This window comes from Clostridioides sp. ES-W-0018-02, from assembly GCF_020658175.1.
Taxonomy (GTDB): domain Bacteria; phylum Bacillota; class Clostridia; order Peptostreptococcales; family Peptostreptococcaceae; genus Clostridioides.
The window spans coordinates 47,517-65,608 of record NZ_JACVVY010000009.1 but is presented as its reverse complement, the minus strand read 5'-3'; the positions used below and the strand labels follow the sequence as shown (position 1 = coordinate 65,608).

The following is an 18,092-nucleotide window of genomic DNA, read 5'->3' as shown; positions in this document are numbered from 1 at the left end:
AAGGTGGTGATTAAATGAATGTAATAACTGGAGAAATGGATTCAATGAATGCGTTAATATCTAGTATAAAACCTTCTGATATTCCTTTAGCTAAAGATATAGACATAGAAGCTTTAAAATCTATAGATAATGACCCTCTTGAGGTAGTTGTTGAGATACCAGCTACAAAATCCAAAAGAGGATGGAACTATACTGCTAAAAGTTTGAAAGATATTGTAGATTACACTAATGAAAATACTCTTAATGGTTTTTTAGGACATCAAAAAGCTGAAAATATATCAACTGAATTTGCACCACCTGTAACACATTGGATAGGTGCAGAAATGAAAGGTGATAAGGCATACTTTAGAGGATTGATTGATGCAGATGCTAAAAATTTAAAAAGATGGATTAGAACTAAGAGGATAAAGGAAGTCAGTATATTTGGTTATCCAAAGCTTAAAAAAGGTGTTAAAGGTGAAATGAATGTTATAGGATATGAGCCACTATCTATTGATTGGACTCCTTTACATAGACCAGGTATGCCAACAAGTATTGTAGGTATGGAAATGAGTCCTAATGGCGAACAGTTAGATGGAACTTTTGAAGCTTTAAGAATAGATTTAAGAGAAGCTTTAAAAGCTAAGTTTTCTATTAATGATAATAATTCATATCTCTATATACAAAACATAAGATATGATAGCAATACTGCCATATATGAGTTGGAGCAAAATGGATTATGTAAGCTTTATAGTATACCATTTACTATAGTTGAAAATAAAATAAATCTAGGTGAAGAAATTGAAGTAATAAAGAAAATAAGCTATGAAGCTAAAGGAGAAATGAAAGGAGAGGAAAACAAATTGGAAGGAAAAGAGTTAATAAAAAATGTCAAAGGATTGTTGCAAACTGGTGAAATATCATATTCAGAGGTCATACAAGGAATAGGCTTAACTAAAGAGATTGTGACAGGGGAAATGGAAGATGTGAAAAGCTCATTAAAAGCAGAAAAAGAATTAAAAGAAGTGAAAAAAGTACTTGGAATAGTAGGAGAGATGGATACAATTGAAGTGGCAAAAAAGGCTTCGAAAGCTTTAGAGAATGAGAAGAAGGAAGCTTGGAACTCTATAGTTAATAAAGTAATCGGAGATAAAGTGTCAGGCGAAATAGCTCAAACATTAGTTAAGAAAATGCTAAATGTTGAGGAGGGCTCAAGTGAAGAAGTGATAACAGGGGAAATAGAAAATATATTAAATGATGAGTTTGTAAAAAATACAATGTCTAATATGTATAAAGATAATCCAGCAACAACAGGATTATTAAACTCTAGCAATAATGGAAGTCTAACAACTAAGAAAAATAGAATATAAAGGAGTGATGAATATATGGCATTTAAAGGTCAACCAACACCAAGTACAATAACACAGATAACAAGAGCAAAAATAAGTGATGGGAAATCTGTAAGAGTTATTCTTTCAGATGGTGAAAGCACTAAAACACAACAATTTTATCTTATAAATGGATTTTTCGGAGTCGCTATGCAAGATGGAGAAAAAGGTGACGAAGTTACTTTGCAAATAGAGCAAGCTGAATATGAAACGGATAATATTGTTACATCAGAAGCTTTTGAGGTAGGAGAATTGATTTATTGGGATAATACAGCTAAGAAATTTACTACTACATCTACAAGTAATAGGCTAGTTGGTAGAGTAACAGATGGGAAAGACAGCAACAATGTAATTTGGTTTATATTATTACCTCAACAATAGAAAAGGAGTGATGTTTATATGGCATTTAAAGTAATTAGTCAAGAAAATTTGTTGGAACAAAAAAGAAAAGAAACTTTACAAGAAGATATACCATTTATAGTAAATGGAGAAATGGAATATGTAACAAAGAAAATATCTAATGGAGAAATGGAAACTTTGGAGTTGAATAAGCCACTTGGTGAAATGATGACCTTTAGCTCGACTTCAAATTTAAAAGAGTTATTAAGAAAAGTTGTATTAGATGTTGAACTGGGCAGAGAGCAAGTACAACTATTATATAAACCAATATATGACAGTATAGCAGATTCTAATTTACCACAAGTTATGGATGCTAAGTGGGCTTTACAAGGTAACTGTGTATTTCTAGAGCATATAGAAGGTGAAGAAATTAAATTCGGTACAATAAATGCAGAAAATGGTCCAGTTGCAAGGATACAAACTTATACAACTGGTTTTGAGTATACAAAAGAAATGAAGGATTTTAACCAAACATTTAGTGTTGAAATATTAAATAAATCAATTGGTGAGAGTTACAATGCATTGTTGAACCATATACATCTAAGCCCAATAATAAATTTTAATTATAAAGCTTCTAATAAGACAGCTTTTAAAGGTGAAGCTAATGACCCAATATGGCTAGGAATTTGGAGAACATTAACACAAGCACAAAAAGATACAGTTATAGCAAAAAGACAAGGTAATATATTAATAGCTTCTAGTGCTGACCAAATTGAAATAGAAATGGCGTTAAATGGAGGACATTTATTAAACGGAAGCATGTATCCATCTATAAAAAATATATCAACAGTAATTTATTATGATGGGTGGGAGGTTACTGTTGGTAAAAAAACATATTCTTACAAAGGTGTTACACCAGGCAAAGGATATTTGGTAAGACCTAAGCGAGGATTTAAAGAGTTAATAAAAAGAGATTTAACAACAGAGGTTGGAAATGCTGATTTAAGTAAGTTAGTAGAAAACCAAATTGTAGGTCATTGTTATAGAGGTGCTTTTGCAGCAGTAGAAGAAAATGTACAAGAAATAAGTTTTAGATAAAACACTCATAAGAGTGTTATTTTTATGAGGTGATAATATATGACACCAACTAGTAATTTAATAGAAAAATTAAGACTATTATTAAATGATAAAGATAAAAAAACATTCACGGATGAAGAATTAAACTTGTTTTTAGAAGAAGCAGACTGTATTTACTGTGCAGCTTCCCAAGGATGGGTATTAAAATCTTTACAATATGAAAATACAGTAGGGGAAATGTATGAGTATAAAGTGGGTCAAGAAACATATAAAAGCTCTAGTATAAAAGACTTAGTATCTGTAGCTTATCAAAATGCAGATAAATTCAAGGATATGTGTACTAACAAAAAAGAAAAAGGAAGTTTTATGTTAGGTATTAGCACAGAATTTGAAATATGATAAATATTGATAAAAGAAGAAAAGACATAATAAGAACTATTAATATGAACCCTACCAATATTACTATAACTAGTATTAAAAAAATTGAAATAAATGGAGCTTTTGAAGAAATTGAAACAGAGAAAAAATGTACTGTTAGAATATTTAATGAAAAGACAGCAGAGAAACAAATATCAAGTGAAAAGCAAGGTACTTTTAGTTCTATTAGAACTTATGGAATGTTAGTAAGTAGTGATGTTGTCTTAGAGGTTAACAGTAGAGATTTTTTAGAGTTTGAGTGCATATATGGGAGAATGAAAATAGTTAATATATATCCTCAAATTGTAAAAGGAGAACTTTGTGGGTATCAATGTTCACTTGAAAGGATTGATTAAAATGAGTGCTTTCACAAATGCAATAAATGATATAAATAGAAAAAAAGCAGGTATGTTTGTACTTTGCATGAGTGCAAGTGCAATGCTAGAAGGTGAAGCTAAAGCAAATGCAAGTTGGACAGACAGAACATCACACGCAAGACAAAGTTTAAATGCTAAAACTCTTGGAGGAGGAAATAATTTCATTATTAGATTATCGCATGGTGCAGAATATGGAGGAATACTTGAAGAAGGTTCAAAACCACATGTTATTACTCCAAAATCAGCTCAAGCTTTATACTGGAGAGGTGCTTCACATCCTGTAAAATCAGTTCAACATCCTGGTACAAAAGCAATGCCTATTATAAAACCAACTATTGATAAAAATATAGGTAAAATAGGTAATATGATTTTTAGATATTGGAGTGATTAAATGAGGGCAGGAATAAGAAAAGCTTTAATAGATAATATAAAAGAATTGAAAGGTTGTTATGAACCTAATGTACCAAACAAGGATACTAAAAAACCTTATATGGTAGTTGTACAAGGGCAAGACAATGATATTGGAGAAACAATAGGTTTTGAAAGAAGTATAGAAGTATGGATTTATGAAGGTAGAACTACATTTAAGAAGTTAGATAAATTAACTAAACAAGTTATTGAAATCTTAGACATGAATACTATAGTTGATGAATCTGAAAATGAAGCTTTTACTTGCATTTATAAAGGTACAAGTGAAAATGATATTGTTGTTGAGGAATGGGATGCTATAGCAAGAGGTATAAGGTTTAGTGTAATAGCTTTAGATGATAAGGAAGATACAACTAGTGATAGGTGGGTTGAAGCTCTATCAAGATATACAAGAGATTTATTAGAAATTGAGAGTTACAAAGATAATTGGAAGAAAAACTTTATAGCTCCATGTGCATTATGGCGAACTATAAATGTTGAAAACAAAAGGATTAACTATCATCTGATTGAGATTACTAAAACTATGAAGTGTCATGTTGTAAGTAAAAATAAAGATGAAATAGTTAAGCTTCTTGAAGAATTAGAGACTAAGTTAATAATAGATAAGAGAGTAAGACTTAGAGAAGATAAAAGCATGTATTTAACTCTTGTAAGTGTAGTTGAAGATAGAGAATCAGACATGTTTTCTAATGGTCAATTAGCTGTAGTATTTAAAATGATAGGTAAGATAAAAAGAGAAGGACCTATTATGAATGAGATTTATAATAGTGGAAATTTAAGATAGGAGGTGCAAGGATTGGCTGAAACAAATAATAAAAAGATTAATGTAAGTAAGCAGGAAGAAAAATATTCAAAAGAAGATTTCTTAAAAAATGGTGAAGCACTTGGCTACGAAAAGATGGTAGTTGCAGGTGCTTTATTTAATTGTAAGAAAGATGAACTTACAAGAGTAGAGTTCGAGAAGCTTATAAAAGATTTCTTAGAAAGAGAGGTGAAGTAAAATGGCAACTGGTACATGGAATGAAAAAGAAAAAAAGGAGATGCCTGGTTTTTATAACAGGTTCAAGACTCAAGCAGAAAAGTCTACAAATACAGGTTTAAAGGGTAGATTAGCAATGCCTATTAGAGCTAATTGGGGAGATGTAGGTAAGGTAATAACAATAAAAAATGATTTGAGACAGCTTAAAACTCTATTTGGTGATGATATGAGTTATTCAGCCTACAAATTAGGTAAATTAGCTCTGTTAGGAAATGTAAAGGAACTATTGCTGTATAGACTTGTAGATGGAAATCAAAAAAATGGTACATTAATACTTAAAGATACTACAGAAAATACTGCAAAAGATGTAATTAAGTTAGAAACTAAGTATCCAACAGTTAGAAACTTTAATGTAACAATAAAATCTAATCTAGTTGATTCAGATAAAAAGGACTTTATATTCTTTGAAGGAACTAAGCAGTTATTTAGTTCAAGTGTTAAAGGTACTATAGATGAAATAGTGCTAGAAATAAACTCTAATTTAGATAATGAGTATGTAATCGCAACTAAAGTAGCTGATAGTGATACAACACTAGCAAACTTAGTAAATGTAGCGCTTGAAGGTGGTAATGATGGTTGCACATCCATTACTAATGAGTCTTATCTAAAAGCATTAGAAGAATTTGAGAGATATAGTTTTGATTCTTTTGTACTTGATGGTGTAGCTGAGGAAGCTTTGCAAGAAACTACAAAAGCTTGGATAGCTAAAAATAAAGAATTAGGAAAAGACATACTGTTATTTCTAGGTGGAAAAACAGAGGATAATATAAAACAAATTAATGATAAATCAAAAAGCTTTAATGATGAAAATATAATTAACCTTGGAAGCTCAGCTTATCTTGAAGGAATAAAATATACTCCTAGTGAAGTAGCTGTTTATATAGGAGCATTAGCAGTAAGCAAAGGCATAACAGGTAGTATATGTAATGCTAAGACTATATTTGAAGAAGTGGAACCAAGACTAAGTCAATCAGAAGTTAAAGAGTGTTTGAAAAGTGGGACACTGGTCTTAGATTTTGATGATGGAGACGTGATTATAGTTGATGATGTAAACACATTTAAGAAGTATACAGATAATAAAAATGAAGCTATGGGATATATCTCTAATATTATGTTTATTAACACTATAAATAAAGATACTTCATTGAAGCGAAAGGAATTTGTAGGTAAGATATTCAACGATTCGACAGGGCAGACAACTGTTATATGTGCATTAAAGAAATATTTTGAAGAATTAATGAGTCAAGGTATTATATCAGAATTTAATGTTGATATAGATACAGAACTTCAAGCAACCGCCAAAGCAGATGAATTTTACTGGAAATGGGATGCTATTAAGGTTGATGTGATGAAAAAAATATATGGTACAGGGTATCTAGGATAAAGGAGGTTATAAAATATGTATAATGATGATTATATAGAAGAAGCCAGTTTTCTGAATGGTTCCGATGTAGTTTTACTTATTGATGGTGTAGAAGAGCTATACATGGAAGAAATAAAAGCTGATTTTGAGCAAGATGAGCAAAGTATCAAACTGTTAGGTTGTCAAAATGAAATATCAAGAGTTGGGACTACTAAAGGTTCATTCTCTTTAAATGGATATAAGACAGATTCAAGATTTGCAAAAATAGGATTTAGGTCTTTTGAAATAATATATAAATTATCTAACTCTGAAACATTAGGATATGAAAGCGTTAGATTAAAAAACTGTAGATTAAAAAAATTACCTCTTATAAATTCTAAAGCTGGCGAGATTGTAAAGATAGAAGTAGAGGGAAGTTTTAGAGGATATGATTTATTGAATGAACTTTAAAATATAAAAGTGTTATGTATAAAAAGCTATAAACAGTTAATGTGTTTGTGGCTTTTTTTATTAAAATTAATGGAGGAAAGAATATGTTAGATATGGATAAAAGAGAGTTAGAAAATGAGGCAATAGAAAAAGATAATGATTTAGATGAAGAAATAGAGGAAACAAATGAAGATAGGTTGATGATGAAAGAGGATGAAATAATAGCAAAGTTATTGGAAGATTCGCCAGTACCCGAAAGAACTGTATTTTTAGAAAGGTTAGGAATACCAATCACATTGAAAGCATTAACAGAAAAAGAGATTAGTAAAATAAGAAAAGATTGTACTAAAATTGCAAAGATTCAAGGGCGAAGAGAAGAAAAATTAAATGATGATGAGTTTAATCTAGCATTAATAGAAAAAGGGACTGTAAAACCTAACTTTTCTAATCAAAAATTACTTGATGCTATGAAAGTAACAAATGCTAGAGAATTTATAAAGAGAAAATTTTTAGCAGGAGAATTAAGTAAAATAAGTGACCAAATATTAGAGCTATCTGGTTTTTATGATGAAATAAGTGACGATGATATAAAAAACTAATAAAAATGGGGGGACGACTGACTGTTTTAAATAACATCTTTGTTAAGCATCATGTTCCTCCAGATGTTTATGTTAAGAAAAATTTAATGTCTCAACGCTTAATGAAAGTATTTACTCAAAATGAAATAGAGCAAGAGAATAAAGCTATGAAAAAATAAATATTTTTACAAAGGCAGGTGAGGGAAATAGCTAAAAAGGAAATGTACCATATTGATGTTGTCATAAGTGCAAAAGGTGATGGAGAAACAAAAAGCAAACTAAGTGCTATAGAAAAATACATGAAGCAGACAGAAAAAAGGATGCAAACACTTAACCGAATAAAAGTTAATCCTGCTATAAAAGCTACAGATAAAGCTTCAAGTGTTGTAAATAGAGTTAATAACAATATGAATAAAGCAAAAAAAACTGTTACAGCAAGAATAAAGGCTACAGACAATGCTAGTAATGTAGCTAATAGGGCTAGTAATAATGTTAATAAAGCTAGAAAGACAGTAACAGCAAGGTTAAAAGCTACAGATAATGCGAGTTCTACTGTTAACAAAGTTAATAATAAGATAAAAGAAGTTTCTAAGCCTGCACCACCTATAATAATTCGAGGACAAGATGAGTCTAGCTCTATAATAGACAAAATAAAAGCTAAGATACAGAATTTGAAAGCTGATACTATTATAAAGATAAAGACACAGGCAGATGAAGCTATAAACACTATTTCTCGAACTAAAAATAAACTACAAGAATTCGTAAGTAAGAGATATGAAGCGGCAGTTAAGATTAGAGATGAAGCTAGTTCGGCACTTGGAGGACTTACAGGAAAAATTAACTCTTTTGTGAGTGGAGCTATTAGTAAGTTTGCTCAGTTGACGGCTGCCGCAGGAGCTTTGATAGGTGGAATTGGTGTAGGTTCTGCGGTAAAAGGCTTTGCAAGTTTTGAGCAAAGTATGAAGAATGCACAAGCTGTTTCGGGAGCAACAGGAAAGGAAATGGAAGCTTTAACAGCTAAAGCTAGGCAATTAGGGAGAGATACTAGCTTTACAGCTAAAGATGCAGGAGATGCTTTTTATTATATGGGAATGGCAGGATGGAAGTCTGGTCAAATGATAAAAGCAATACCTGATGTATTAAATCTTGCAGCAGCAGGAGGAACAGATTTGGCTCTAACATCTGATATAGTGACAGATGGTTTAACTGCATTGGGGCTAACTGCAAATGATACAACTGAATTTGTTGACGTAATGGCGGCAACTATAACAAATTCCAATACAAGTGTTGAATTAATGGGTGAGACGTTTAAATATGTAGGTTCTATGGGTGGAGCATTAGGAGTATCTATGAAAGATTTATCTCTTGCGACAGGTCTAATGGCTAAATAATTGGTCAGCTTAAAGAAATTTAAGTAAAAAACATTCGGTGAACTCGGGAAAAGCTAAGTTTAAAAAATATGCTAATTCCGAACCAAGCTAAGTGAAGCTAATAAAAGTAACTTAGAAGGTGTAGAGACTAATGGTTGAGTATAGCAAACAATAATACCAACACGAGTGCCGAACATCTTAGCAAGTAAAGTTGAAGATGAAGATATAGTCCGATACTCTTAGGAAACTAGGAGAGTATAAGATAAAGAACTTATACATAACAAATTGAGTGCAAGTGTCAAGGGAAGCATGGCAGGTACTTCGCTAAGAGGAGGTCTAGTTAGATTAATAAAGCCACCAGCAGAAGCAGCTTCTGCAATCAAAAAATACGGAATAGAATTAAAGAAAAATAAAAATGGAAGTTTGGATTTAGCAGGAACAATAGGAAGTCTTAGAGAAAAATTAGGTGGATTAGAAGATGTTGAGAAAGGCGTTGCAATATCTTCTATATTTGGAAGAACAGCAATGGCAGGTTGGGCGGCTGTTGTAAATGCAAGCGAAAGTGACTTTAATAAGTTAACAACAGCTATTGCAGAATCAGAAGGTGAAGCTAAAAGAATTGCTGACATGAAATTAGATACTCTAAGTGGTCAATTTACACTTTTAAAATCTGCAATTGATGATGTAAGAATAAGCGTAGGGCAAAGACTAGGACCTATGACAAGAGGATTTGTAGAGAAACTTATAAGAGATATGCCGAAGATAGGTGATTCTATAGTTGGAGTGACAGAAAAATTTGTTAATAATTTTGATAAGATAAAAGCAGGATTTCAAGTGTTATTACCTGCAATTGCTTCTGTTATAGCCTCTATTATGGTACTTAAAGCCACCTTTGCTTTTGGAGGAGCTATTAAAAGTTTAAGTTTACTTGCAAGTACTTTTGGTACAGCTAAATTAGCGGCTTTTGGATTAACAGTAGGAATAGGAGCTGTGATTATAGCTTTTGCAGCAATGACAGTTGCAATAAGCAATAATAAAACTGCCATGATGGATTTACAAACTAGATTTGGTTCCTTTGGTGAATATATTACTACAATAATGGAGTCAATCGGTGGAGTTATAAAGCTTACATTAGGAAATTTGATGATAATGCTTGGAGGAATAGGTGAAGGAATAGGAATACTTTTATCTGATAAAAGTTGGGATGAAAAAGCTTCGGCATTAAAAAATCTATTTGGAAAAACTACAGCAGAAATTAAAACAAATACAAAAGAAGCTTTATCAGATATAAATTCAGAAACTTCTAACGCAACAGCTCTATTAAAAAAATCTACTTCAAAAGAGTTACAAGGTGTTACTAAAGCCTTCTCAACAGCTTTTGACCAATCTAAAAATGTAACAGAGAAGAAATCTAGTGATATAGCTAGAGCATTAACGAATGGATTAAAAGGTTTAGATGACCAATCTCTTACTATGATGAGAGGGCTTAATGATAATATGGCAATAATATTGTCGGGCGTGACAGCAGATATGAACCCAAGTGATAAAGTAAGTAAAATTACCAAAAATCTTAATGATGCCTTTAAGGCAGGTAAATTAAGTGCTCAAGAATATAGAAGTAGTATACAAGAAACTTTAAATTTTATAAGTAAATATAGTGCAGATTCTTCTAATAACTTAAAACAAGGTATGAGTGATGCTTTTAATGCTTTTAAGGAAGGAACAAATGTAGGTGGGTTGAAAGACGGAGTTACTGGAATGCTAAATTCGCTGAAATCAACAGGACCACAGGCTATAGAAACATTGAAAAGTCTAGGTGGTAAAGCATCAGAGATTTTTAAGGGAGTGGACTTTAATTCTTCTATAGATACACAGAAAACTAAAGTATTACAGAATCTAAATAGTCTAGGATTGGAAGGAACGCAAGCTATAGACACATTAAGAACTATTTTCTCACAAGCTTCTACTGCACTAGATACTACAAACCTAAAGCAAGGTTTGAGTGATACATTTAATTCGTTTAAAATTGGTTTTAACCAAGATGGTATGAATGGAGCAATAAGCAGTATGCTTGGTACCATTAATCAAATAGGACCACAAATGCAACAGACATTAGGCAAAATGGATGGGGAAATGGGGCAAATATTTGCTAATGTAGACTTTAGCACTCCAATAGAAACACAAGCTTCTAAAGTTTTAGAAAACCTAAATAATCTAGGAATAGAAGGACCAAAAGCTTTAGAAACTGTAAGAAGTATATTTGCTCAAACTTCAAGTCAAATACAAGGTTCAGCTTCTCAAACTGCTCAACAAGCAAATCAGCAGGTTGTAGATGCTCTAACGCAAGGAAATCCAGCTGTGCAACAGGCAGGACAACAACTTGGAACAGATATAACAAATGGTGTTGTTAGTGGAGTTCAAGCAGGGGTACCAACAGTTCAGCAAAAAGGAAATGAATTAGGAGTAGCAACTCAACAAGGTGTTACAGATGCTTTAAATAATGCTACACCTCAAGTTAACAGTTCTAATCTTACAACTGGCATAGATACAGCGTTTAACCAAGCTACTGCAACAGTCCAACAAGGAGCTACAAATATGTATAATGGGGCTAAGCAAAGCTTTAGCCAATTAGCTCAAGTTGGAAGAGAAGCAGGTTCGAGTTTATATAATGGTGCTACAACTTCTTTTAATATGTTAGCAACAAATGTTAGAGTAGCGTGTAGTAGTATGTACAATGGTGCTAGAATATCTTTTACAAGTTTAAGTAGTTCAGCTATAAGTGCTATTTCTACTATGTGTAGTTCTGTGGTAAGCCAAGTCAATGCTATGTCAAGCCAAGTTATTAGCTATTGGAATAGTGTAAGAGCAACAGTTTCAGCACCAATAAGTGCATCCTTTAATGTTAAGACTACGCAAACAACTGTCAAAAGAACAGTAAATGAAGGCGGCGGAATACTAAGTAATATATTTGGTCAGTTTGCAGATGGTGGAGTTGCAACAAGAACTTCTATTTGTGGAGAAGATGGAGCTGAAATGGTTATTCCTCTTTCTAACAATAGAAGAAGTCGAGCGATAGGCTTGTATGAGCAAACAGGCAAGATGTTAGGCTTAAGCTCGACTCCATCACAAAAAATTGGAGGAAGTTATTCTAATGTTATAAATAATGTTAGACAATTTCCTCTCGAAAATATTTTAGATACAGATAATAAAGAATATAGAGAAGCTACACCAAATAGTATTAATTCTTCTAATAGCACTATAAATCTAGGCGGGATATCTATAAACGTTCAAGAGAGTAATAACAAAGAAGAAATGATACAAGAAATATTATCTCAAGTAGAGAGTGAAATAAGAGAAGCATTACAAGACATTGGATAATGTCGAATTGTTGTTAAAAAAAGCCCTCTTATAGATGTTATAATTATATTAATATATAAATTTATGAGGGGGACTTTTATATTATGTGGCAGAGATTTAAAAGTATGAATGGAAATTTAAAAATTATTATTGGAATTATAGCTGTAATTCTTTTACCAATAACATTAGTTTTGTTATCTATTGAGTTTTTAGTTAAAGCTATTGGGAGTAAGAAAAAAGCTAAGATTGCATTAGGTTGCATATTAGTTTTTTTGACAACGCTTTGTACTAGAAATGTTTATAATGTATTAAGTATAGATAAAGAAGAGCCTATTCCTGTGAAGCAAGTTTCATATAATGATAAAGATAAGGGAAAATCTGAAAATAATATTCAAGAACAACAACAAAAGAAAGAAGAAGCAAAAAAAGTGGAAGAACAACAAAAGAATGAAGAAAAAGAGAAAAATAATGAACCAACAAAGTTTTTTACTGATGTATACTTAAAAAATAAAAATTGTGTTAATATGACATCTTATGAAGGTATAAAATCAAACTTAGATATATTTGGTTATAAATATGAAATTATAGAACCAAATGAAACGACATTAAGACAGATTGATGTATATGATAACCAAAGTAATGATACCATTCAATTTCAATTTTATGAAAATGATATTGGAGAAGAAGTTGTAACAGTTATGCAATACAATAAAAAAGATGAGCCCGACAAATCTGTTGCAATAAGTGATGGATTCCATGTGCAACCACCAAAATTTCAAAATCATATTAATAATACAAATACGGAAGTTAATAGCATAGAAGAACAAATAAATTTTATGTTTAATTAATATTTGTATAATAATAAAAAGCTCCTACAAGTTGTAAGAGCTTTTTATTGTAAAAAAAGAGGTGATAACTTGGTAATAGACATATACCTAAAAAATGAAAAAGAAAAAATAGATTTTCATTTTCCAGTAAATCCACAAGATTCTCTATCTATAAAAAAAGAAAAAAGATTTGAAACTGTTGATATAGTAAATCTAGGTGAATTTGACATTAAAAAAGAAGGGGAGAAGATAAGAGAAATATCATTCAAGACCTTTTTACCCAACTTATATGATGCTTCTTATTGCAGATATAGCGAGTTAAAAAATCCAATTGAAATAGTTGCAATGCTTGAAAAATGGGTAGACCAAACCGAACCTCTAAGACTTATTATAACTGGTTTTGGCTACAATGGATTAGTTACAATATCTAATTTTAGTAATACTCAAACAGCAGGAAGAGAAGAAGATAGAGACATTGAGATAACATTTAGAACTTACAGAGAACTGAAGATAGAGACATTAAAAAAAGAGACTAAGAGTAATGCTAAAACAGACTTAAAAGATAATAGACCTAATACTCAAACTAAATCTAAAATATATACTGTTAAAGCAAGTGATACATTATATAAGATAGCTAAAAATCTTTTAGGTAAGGGTTCAAGGTGGAAAGAGATTTATAATATACCCGAAAATAAAAAAGTTATTGGTAAAAATCCAAATATTATTAAAAAAGGACAAAAGTTGGTGATACCTAGCAAATGAAAATAATATTAAATGGAAAATATGATATTGCAAATTTTAATGAAGGAATAACATTAAGTGAAGCTATAGACGGAGTTGCATATAAAATGGATGTATCATTAGTAGAACCTAAGCAACTTCAAGATATAGGAATTAAAAAAGGTGATAAAATAGTTCTAATTGATATAGCATATGAGAGTAAAAAAGAAGAAACAATCTTTGATGGAGTCATATGGGAAACTAGAAGAAGTGAAAAGAGTAAGAAACTGACATTGTCTTGCAGAGAAAGAACAGTCTATATGGAAGAATCAGAAGAACAATATAGTTTTAAAGAAAATACAGCAACACAGAGAATTGAATATTACTGTAAGCAATGGAATATACCTTACTACAATCTAGCCAACACAGAGAAGAAGCTTGCTAAAGTAATACATAAGACAAATATACTGGATATGATTAAAAAAGATTTAAAGGAAACAGCAACAAAAGGTGGAGACTTATTTAGAGTAAGAATGGATAATAAATTAAAATTATTCAAGCTTGGAACTAATGCAAATGTATATAAATTAGATAGTATATTAGAAGATGCAAACTTTACAAGTAGTTTTAATGATGCAGTAACAAGTGTAAAAGTGTTAGGTAAGAGTAAAGATGAAAATACAAAAGCACCTATCATTGGCACATATAAAAAGGACTCAGACAAATATGGAACTCTACAAAAGATTAAACAAGATGAAAAGATAACTAATGCAAAAGAAGCTAAGAAAGCAGCAGAAGCAATGTTTAATTCGGGCGAAGAAACAATAAGTGTTGATTGTGTATTAGATATAAATAGAATAAGAGCAGGTGACAAGGTATCTCTAAAAGGAAGAGAATACTATGTTATAGATGTGACTCATACACTAGACTCTACACCAAAAATGAAGCTCAATATAGGAACTTTAGATTATATAAGGAGGAAATTTTATAACAATGACTGATGCTAGATTCAATGGAGTTGCTAGAATATTAAAAGAAAAAATGAATAAAAGTGTGGCAAATGGCACTTTTGGAATGGGTTGTTCACTTGCAGAAATAACAACAAATGGCCTTAAAGTAAGTGGCTATAAAGATGAAATACAAGATTATTTAATATTAGAGAATTTAACATTAAAAGAAGATTATTTTACTCTTTCAGATGAAATGTTAGGTGCAGAATATAGACATAAACATAAAATAGAAACTCCAAAAGAGTTGAAACCATTGACTATAGGTGATAATGTATTAGTAGCCGTTATGGGAACTGAATTTGCAATAATTGGGAGGGTTGTAAATGCCAAACCTATTTCCACAAAATGAAACTTTTGAAACTATAGAATTAAAAAATAATAATGAAAATGAACTGGACCTAAAAGGTTCTTTTTTATTTGATTTTATAAAAGGTGAATTTGTTAAAAATGCAGATGGAACATTAAAAAGATGTAACAAGGTAGAGGCATATAAACAATGGTGTCAAAAAGCTATATTAACACCTAGGTATAAAAGGTCAGCTTATTCTAGTGTATATGGAAGTGAAATAAAAGACTTAATTGCTAGTAACCTATCTCAAAGTGCTAAAGAACTTGAAATATCTAGGTTAATAAAAGAAACTATTTTAGTTCATCCATATACAAAAGAAGTGAGTAATTTTATATTCAATTGGCTTGAAAATAGTAGGCTTGTTAATTATGAATTTGATGTACTAACAATAGATGATGAAAATATAACTATAGATGGGAACATAAAAAGGTAGGTGATTATTACATGGAAAGAGAGCTACCTATACCAGTTTTTTTGACAGAAGATGAAGAAGCAATACACGAAAGAATGTTAAGTAACTTTCAAGATATTTCTACATTGGAAGGAGACTTTATTTATGATGCAACAAGACCCACAGCAGAAGAAGTTGCACAGTTAAAACAACTAGGATTACAAAATAATTTAAAGGTTGCATTTCCTCAAACCAGCTATGGAACTTATTTAGAGTGGCTTGGTGAATGTAAGGGAGTGTTTAAAAATCAACCAACTAAGGCTACTGGAATTATTACATTTACAGGTATGCAAGGAGCTATCATTACAAAAGGAACTATAGTAACTACTGTTGCAACTGATGAAAAGCAGAGTATAGAGTTTGAGCTTCTTGAAACTAAAACTATAGGAGAAAATGAAACAGTAGATATTAAAGCAGAATGTAGAGAAACTGGAACTATAGGAAACGTATCTCAAAATACTGTAACTGTTTTATTAGGTTCGATTAATGGAATTAAATCTGTTAATAATAAAGAAGATTTCAAAGGTGGAACAGATATAGAAGACGAAGAACATTTTAGAGAAAGAGTTCTTGTAGCAGAGCAAGAAGACAAACTTAGTGGAGCTAATTCAGATTATATAAGATGGGCTAAAGAAGTAGATGGAGTTGGATATGCTTATGTAGTTCCCGAATGGAATGGAGCGGGGACAGTAAAAGTATTAATACTAGACAAAAATAGAAAAGCAGCAACACAAGAGTTGATAAATAAAGTTCAAGATTATATATATCCATTAAATATATCAGAAGGAGAAAATAGGGATGGGAAAGCTCCTATCGGGGCTTTAGTAACAGTTGTAACACCCGAAACATTACTTATTAATGTAAAAGCTAGTTTTATATTTAGTAACAGTTTTAATGAAGAAACAGTATTAGACAATTTAAAAACTAAGATAGACAAATATTTGGATAAAATTGATTTAGGTGGAACGGTCTCATACAATGCTATACAGGCTATAGTAGGTTCTATGATGTTGACAGACGAAGGCATACAGGACTTTTCTAATCTTACTATAAATGATGTAAAAGAAAATATAAAATTGCAGGACCAAGTGGTCGGAGTAGGGGAAATAGTTAACGAGGTGGTTGGATGATAGCTTCTAAAAAAGGTAGAGAAATGCTTCTTACATTGTCACCGATATACGAGCAATCTATCATAATGCAAAGCTTATATGAAGCTATAGGAAGCGAATTTGATAATTTAGAGTTATTAAATAAAGAAATAGAATTACAATTATTTCCTCAAAGTGCAACATGGGGTTTAAGTTTTTGGGAAAATAAAGTAGGTTTAGCTACTAATCTAGATGAAGCTATAGAAACTAGGAGAAGAAAAGTCATTGCTAAGCTCCAAAGCAAATATATTATGACACCTAAAAGAATGTCTATGATACTTCAATCTTATACAGGTGCAAATATAAAAATAAATGAAAACATATCTCCATATACTTTCGGTGTTGAATTAATCAGTACTCAAGGTTTTCCTAGAGATTTAGAAGATTTATATAAGAGAGTAAATGTTATAAAACCTTCTCATCTATCTGTAAGTTATAAGTTAGTATCTTTATTAAAAAGTAAAACTTATTTTGCACAAACAACAATTATGAGTGAAGAAATAACAGTATATCCTTATTCAAGTAAAGAAGTAAAAGCTAATGTTAAAGCTAAGTTTGCATTAGCTCATAACATGAGTTCAGAAATATTAACAGTATATCCAAAAGGAGGTGGTATAAATGGCTGATGAACAATTTTACACTATACTTACAAATATAGGAAAAGCTAAAATTGCTAACGCAGGAATGCTAGGTAAATCAGTAGTACTAGAGAAGATTCAAGCAGGTGATGGAGGAGGAAGCTATTACAATCCAACAGAAGAGCAAACAGCATTAAAAAATAAAGTTTGGGAAGGTAATATAAATGCTTTTGACAAGGATGAAAATAATCCTAATTGGATTATTGCAACAGCATGTGTACCTGGTTCAATAGGTGGGTTTACAGTTAGAGAAATGGCTCTTATAGATAATGAAGGCGATATGATTGCAATTTGTAAAAGTCCTGAAACATATAAGCCAAAAGTTGGTAATGGAGCTATGAAAGATTTGTATTTGAAATTTATCATAGAGGTATCTAATGTAGAGAAAGTGACCTTAGTTGTTGACCCAACTGCGATATTTTTAACTAAAAAAGATGAAGAAAAAATATTAACAAATATCAATAAGTTAGACACTAAAATAGATACAACTAAAACAGAGTTAACAAGCAACATAGAAACTGCTAAGACAGAGATTAATAATAAAATAGGAGATACAACACTACTTGAAACAACAGATAAAACAAATATAGTTAGTGCATTAAATGAGGTAAAAACTAGCGTAGATAGTATAGAAACAACAGCAGAGAAAACAAGTTATAACAATGTAACAAGTAATCTTACGGCTACAAATGTTCAAGGAGCGATAGATGAGATTGTAGTAAAACAAAACTCATTAAATACAGAAGTAAATGGGCAAAGAGCTAAAGGAATTACAATAGCAAATAATCTAATAGATATGATATAAGT

The 18,092-nt window shown here is 31.1% G+C and carries 21 protein-coding genes; all 21 read left to right on the top strand.

The features are described 5' to 3' along the window. Window positions 1-14: 14 nt before the first annotated feature. Window positions 15-1,349 (top strand): hypothetical protein, encoded by a 1,335-nt coding sequence (locus tag IC219_RS16855; protein ID WP_227824564.1) that lies wholly within the window; start codon window positions 15-17, stop codon window positions 1,347-1,349. Window positions 1,350-1,364: 15 nt separating this feature from the next. Further along, window positions 1,365-1,748: a DUF2190 family protein gene (locus tag IC219_RS16850; RefSeq protein ID WP_227824563.1), complete on the top strand. Its 384-nt coding sequence runs from the start codon at window positions 1,365-1,367 to the stop codon at window positions 1,746-1,748. Window positions 1,749-1,766: 18 nt separating this feature from the next. After that, complete coding sequence (locus IC219_RS16845; protein WP_074074088.1) at window positions 1,767-2,804, top strand: hypothetical protein; 1,038 nt, start codon at window positions 1,767-1,769, stop codon at window positions 2,802-2,804. A 39-nt stretch (window positions 2,805-2,843) separates the two neighbouring features. Beyond that, window positions 2,844-3,182, top strand: a complete 339-nt coding sequence (locus IC219_RS16840; RefSeq protein ID WP_227824562.1) for a hypothetical protein — start codon at window positions 2,844-2,846, stop codon at window positions 3,180-3,182. After that, the gene (locus tag IC219_RS16835; protein WP_227824561.1) at window positions 3,179-3,556 is read left to right on the top strand and encodes a hypothetical protein; all 378 of its coding nucleotides are present in this window, start codon (window positions 3,179-3,181) and stop codon (window positions 3,554-3,556) included. Before IC219_RS16840 ends, IC219_RS16835 begins: the two co-directional genes overlap by 4 nt. Further along, window positions 3,522-3,968 carry a hypothetical protein gene (locus IC219_RS16830; protein ID WP_015994348.1) on the top strand — a complete coding sequence of 149 codons (447 nt, stop codon included), beginning with the start codon at window positions 3,522-3,524 and terminating at the stop codon, window positions 3,966-3,968. Before IC219_RS16835 ends, IC219_RS16830 begins: the two co-directional genes overlap by 35 nt. Further along, window positions 3,969-4,790 carry a hypothetical protein gene (locus tag IC219_RS16825; RefSeq protein WP_227824560.1) on the top strand — a complete coding sequence of 274 codons (822 nt, stop codon included), beginning with the start codon at window positions 3,969-3,971 and terminating at the stop codon, window positions 4,788-4,790. Between the two features lie 12 nt (window positions 4,791-4,802). Next, window positions 4,803-5,006, top strand: coding sequence for a hypothetical protein (locus IC219_RS16820; RefSeq protein WP_227824559.1), 204 nt, complete (start codon window positions 4,803-4,805; stop codon window positions 5,004-5,006). Between the two features lies 1 nt (window position 5,007). After that, window positions 5,008-6,429, top strand: a complete 1,422-nt coding sequence (locus tag IC219_RS16815; RefSeq protein ID WP_227824558.1) for a phage tail sheath subtilisin-like domain-containing protein — start codon at window positions 5,008-5,010, stop codon at window positions 6,427-6,429. Window positions 6,430-6,444: 15 nt separating this feature from the next. Next, window positions 6,445-6,858, top strand: coding sequence for a phage tail tube protein (locus IC219_RS16810; RefSeq protein ID WP_227824557.1), 414 nt, complete (start codon window positions 6,445-6,447; stop codon window positions 6,856-6,858). Between the two features lie 83 nt (window positions 6,859-6,941). Then, a complete protein-coding gene (locus tag IC219_RS16805; RefSeq protein WP_227824556.1) occupies window positions 6,942-7,436 on the top strand; it encodes a phage tail assembly chaperone in 495 nt (164 codons plus the stop codon). Window positions 7,437-7,612: 176 nt separating this feature from the next. Then, window positions 7,613-8,806: a phage tail tape measure protein gene (locus IC219_RS16800; protein ID WP_227824555.1), complete on the top strand. Its 1,194-nt coding sequence runs from the start codon at window positions 7,613-7,615 to the stop codon at window positions 8,804-8,806. Window positions 8,807-9,094: 288 nt separating this feature from the next. Continuing rightward, entirely contained in the window at window positions 9,095-12,163 is a 3,069-nt protein-coding gene (locus IC219_RS16795) for a phage tail tape measure protein (RefSeq protein WP_413926963.1), read from the top strand. An 83-nt stretch (window positions 12,164-12,246) separates the two neighbouring features. Then, window positions 12,247-12,990 (top strand): hypothetical protein, encoded by a 744-nt coding sequence (locus tag IC219_RS16790; protein WP_227824553.1) that lies wholly within the window; start codon window positions 12,247-12,249, stop codon window positions 12,988-12,990. Window positions 12,991-13,059: 69 nt separating this feature from the next. Next, window positions 13,060-13,731 carry a LysM peptidoglycan-binding domain-containing protein gene (locus tag IC219_RS16785; protein WP_227824552.1) on the top strand — a complete coding sequence of 224 codons (672 nt, stop codon included), beginning with the start codon at window positions 13,060-13,062 and terminating at the stop codon, window positions 13,729-13,731. Beyond that, complete coding sequence (locus IC219_RS16780; RefSeq protein WP_227824551.1) at window positions 13,728-14,690, top strand: XkdQ; 963 nt, start codon at window positions 13,728-13,730, stop codon at window positions 14,688-14,690. The genes IC219_RS16785 and IC219_RS16780 overlap by 4 nt, the downstream gene beginning before the upstream one ends. Next, window positions 14,683-15,048 carry a hypothetical protein gene (locus IC219_RS16775; RefSeq protein ID WP_227824550.1) on the top strand — a complete coding sequence of 122 codons (366 nt, stop codon included), beginning with the start codon at window positions 14,683-14,685 and terminating at the stop codon, window positions 15,046-15,048. Before IC219_RS16780 ends, IC219_RS16775 begins: the two co-directional genes overlap by 8 nt. Then, complete coding sequence (locus tag IC219_RS16770) at window positions 15,023-15,481, top strand: DUF2634 domain-containing protein (protein ID WP_227824549.1); 459 nt, start codon at window positions 15,023-15,025, stop codon at window positions 15,479-15,481. The genes IC219_RS16775 and IC219_RS16770 overlap by 26 nt, the downstream gene beginning before the upstream one ends. Before the next feature lie 11 nt (window positions 15,482-15,492). Further along, window positions 15,493-16,629 carry a baseplate J/gp47 family protein gene (locus IC219_RS16765; protein ID WP_227824548.1) on the top strand — a complete coding sequence of 379 codons (1,137 nt, stop codon included), beginning with the start codon at window positions 15,493-15,495 and terminating at the stop codon, window positions 16,627-16,629. Beyond that, window positions 16,626-17,273, top strand: coding sequence for a YmfQ family protein (locus IC219_RS16760; protein WP_227824547.1), 648 nt, complete (start codon window positions 16,626-16,628; stop codon window positions 17,271-17,273). The genes IC219_RS16765 and IC219_RS16760 overlap by 4 nt, the downstream gene beginning before the upstream one ends. Further along, window positions 17,266-18,090 carry a phage tail protein gene (locus tag IC219_RS16755; RefSeq protein ID WP_227853436.1) on the top strand — a complete coding sequence of 275 codons (825 nt, stop codon included), beginning with the start codon at window positions 17,266-17,268 and terminating at the stop codon, window positions 18,088-18,090. Before IC219_RS16760 ends, IC219_RS16755 begins: the two co-directional genes overlap by 8 nt. Window positions 18,091-18,092: the final 2 nt, after the last annotated feature.